This window comes from Bacillus cereus group sp. BfR-BA-01349 (assembly GCF_022663795.1).
Taxonomy (GTDB): domain Bacteria; phylum Bacillota; class Bacilli; order Bacillales; family Bacillaceae_G; genus Bacillus_A; species Bacillus_A cereus.
The window spans coordinates 1-3,440 of sequence record NZ_JAKUGE010000098.1; the positions used below are offsets into that span (position 1 = coordinate 1).

The window sequence follows — 3,440 nt, forward strand, 5'->3', positions numbered from 1 at the left end:
ACTTCACGGCCTTTCCCCGATAGAATATCGGGAAAAGGCCGTGGCATAATACTCTTTTTATTACTGTCTACTTGACAGGGAGATGACCAATGTTCCCTCTTTTTTTATAAAGTAAAACTTTAATTAGTGGAGGAGGGCATCACCCACTAATTATTAGCCCACACCAATCGGGATAAAAGTAAGGAGAATGAGAGATGGATATATACTTATTAATCGTCACGTTACTTGCGATCACAATTGTTATTTTAGGGGTATCATGGTGGAAATGGCATGCATTTATTAGTTTAACAGTGGCGAGTTTATTTTTAGCTATTATGTCTGGACTGAATTTGACGAAAATAGTGACTGCCTATGAAACTGGTGTTGGTAGTGTACTAGGGCATCTAGTTGGTATTTTAGCCCTCGGAACAATTTTAGGAAAAATGATGTCCGATTCAGGGGCGGGCATGCAAGTGGCAGACTTCTTTATTCGATTTTTCGGTGTGAAGAAACTACCTTGGGCTATGTTATTTGCAGGTTTTGTTATAGGGATTCCAGTGTTTTTTGAAGTGGGGATCGTCATATTATTACCACTTGTTATTTCGATTCGAAAAACGACGAAGCAAAATATATTATTAATTGCGTTACCTGTTATTGCTGGATTATCTATTGTGCACGGGCTTGTGCCACCACATCCAGGGGCGATGACAGCAATCGGTATTTATAACGCGAACTTAGGAAAGGTACTTTTATATTCATTACTTATCGCGTTACCAGCAGCCATTATCGCAGGACCGATATTTGCAAAGTGGGTACATAAAAGGGTTATACCCGAAAATGAACCAGAGCTTGTTCGAGTTACGACTGTATCAACAGATTTACCAAGTCGTAAAGTTTCATTTTTCATTATTTTATTACCAGTTGTATTGATGATTTTATCAGTAGTGGCACCATATATTTCATTACCGAAAAAGATAACTGAATTTTTAGTATTTATAGGAAGCCCAGTAATTGCCTTACTTATTTCATGTTTCGCAGCATTTTATTTACTTGGAATAAGACAAGGAATTAATAAAAAGATGATTAAAAAATTAACGGATGAAAGTTTATTACCAGTCGGTTCCATTATTTTAATTATCGGTGCAGGCGGTGGATTTAAACAAATATTAATTGAAAGCGGCGTTGGAACAGCGATTGCGCAAATGGCAGAGCATATATCGCTATCACCAATTGTGTTAGCTTTCATGGTAGCTGGATTAATTCGAATCGCAACAGGTTCAGCTACGGTAGCATTAACGACGGCAGCAGGAATTGTTTCACCAGTTATTCAGCACATGTCAGGTGTAAATTTAGAATTGCTCGTTATAGCAACCGGTGCGGGATCATTAATGTTTTCTCACGTAAATGATGCAGGATTCTGGCTTGTAAAAGAGTATTTGGGATTAACGGTGAAGGAAACGTTTAAAACGTGGACGGTACTTGAGACATTGTTATCATTTATTGCATTTGGTTTTGCACTTTTATTAAATATGTTTATTTAGAAGATACCTTAATTGGTATCTTTTTTTGATGAAGCCCATTTCCGAAAACAAGCCCGTTTTTAAGAAAGCCAAGCTTCCTATTCGCCCTGAAAACATACTATAAATGGAATCCCCTCATTTAGAGCAAGGTGAACTTGTTATGAATGATACTAAAGGAGGAATAGAGTAATGAGCGAAAAGTGTGAACACAGACATGATGATTGTAACCGCAGACATGGGTGCGGAGGCGGTTTTGCGCTTCTAATCGTATTGTTTATTTTATTAATTATCATCGGTGCTAGCTGCTTCGGTGGAGGCGGCGGTTGTGGTTATGGTGGTTACGGTGGTTATGCTGGTGGCTACGGCGGATATTGCTGCTAATTATTAAAAACTATTGAAAATGGCCTTGTGCAATATGCACAAGGCCATTTTATTCATATTTTGATATGCTGTGATAATTTATTAATGTACAGAGAGCGGATTAAGAAGAAGAAAATAATCTCGATAATCCCGAAAAAGGTGAGTACGATACATGTCTCTTTTAGTAATGAGAAAGAAAACATGCTTTGTAAAAACTTAACCGCAAATAACGTGTGAACACCAGCAACGATGTAAGGAACGAAAAATAAAATTCCTAATTGAATGGTAGCAGAGCGAAACATTTCTGATTCAGTTAAGCCAAGCTTTGTAATCGTAATATACTTTTGTCTTTCAGTTGTTAAGTCATTATACATACGGAAGTATAGAACACTAGCCGCACCGATAAAGAAAATAAAGCCGAGAAATGCCCAAATAAAGAATTGAGCAACTGCATTTCCTTTACCGTAAATAAGTTCATCCGTAGCCGTATGTATGAAGAAAGGAACTTGAGCTTTCTCTTCAGTATGCTTTTCGTAGAACTCACGTGCATCACCACTAATAACACGTAACATATTTTTTGTTGGAACGATTGCATTTTCCCAGTTTTCTACGAAATAGTTATAGATTACAGTTGTTTCAATATGAGGAATCATATTATCAAATACATAATCTTGTACGACAGCTAAATGAGGGAATGCAAATGATGGTTCGATTCCTTTATTAATAAACCCTTTAATATGAAATTCTTTTTTATTAGATCCAAGTGTAATCGTATTTTGCTTTGCAAATGGATTAGATACGAGATCGAGAAGTTCTGGTGAGTGGCGAGAAATAATATACACTTCTGTAGAATCAATTGTTATTTCCGGTCTTTTCAATTGTTTAGCAATTGCGTTATAATCACTCATCTTCATAAGCATAATATCTTCTTTGGAAGCTGTATCTTTTAATACTGTAAACTTATATTTTTTGTAAAGAAAATTATTAGTTGTAAGCTCCGTTTCAATTGTAGAAATATGCTTTTGTTCAAGGGAATTGTCACCTTCTGATGTATACGTGAAGGGAACGGGATATCGCTCTAGTACTGATGCCTTCGTATTGTTATTAGCGGCGAATAATCCAATAATAATCGTAAATGCAAGTGCAGATAGCATAGAAACAATAAAGAGTACATTAATATTACTGCGTGTACGAGAAACTAAATCTGAAATCCATAACATATTTATTTGTTTCAAATAAAACTTTCTGCGCTTCTTTAAAATATAGATGAAAAGAAGGAATGTTTGTGAAAAGAATAAATATGTCCCGACTATTACGAGCGGTAAAATAGATAACATAATAAAAAAGACAGATCCATTTTGCACATTTTTTTCCGTTACGTAGCCTTGCGGATAACCAGCGATATAATAGCATAGCCCTAAACAAATTAAAGCGAATAAAGAGATGAGTATAGATGGTCTTTTTTCAGCTGGCATTTTCTTGTTCCCTTTAATGAACTGAACCCAAAAAATTAGACAAATATATTAAGCAGCTACTAAGGATTGAACTCTGTATTGCACAGGGGACAATCCTTTTAGTTTT

At 35.8% G+C, this 3,440-nt stretch carries 2 protein-coding genes and 1 pseudogene; 2 read left to right on the forward strand and 1 reads right to left on the reverse strand.

Features of this window, described 5'->3' with window-relative positions:
* Window positions 1-194: 194 nt before the first annotated feature.
* Both gntP and MR169_RS27775 read left to right on the forward strand, forming a co-directional pair.
* Window positions 195-1,520 carry a gluconate permease GntP gene (gene gntP, locus MR169_RS27770; protein ID WP_044796396.1) on the forward strand — a complete coding sequence of 442 codons (1,326 nt, stop codon included), beginning with the start codon at window positions 195-197 and terminating at the stop codon, window positions 1,518-1,520.
* A 168-nt stretch (window positions 1,521-1,688) separates the two neighbouring features.
* Window positions 1,689-1,880, forward strand: a complete 192-nt coding sequence (locus tag MR169_RS27775) for a YjcZ family sporulation protein (RefSeq protein ID WP_001290392.1) — start codon at window positions 1,689-1,691, stop codon at window positions 1,878-1,880.
* Window positions 1,881-1,933: 53 nt separating this feature from the next.
* Here MR169_RS27775 and MR169_RS27780 read toward each other — a convergent pair.
* Window positions 1,934-3,352: pseudogene (locus tag MR169_RS27780) on the reverse strand (ABC transporter permease); the annotation flags it as partial.
* Window positions 3,353-3,440: the final 88 nt, after the last annotated feature.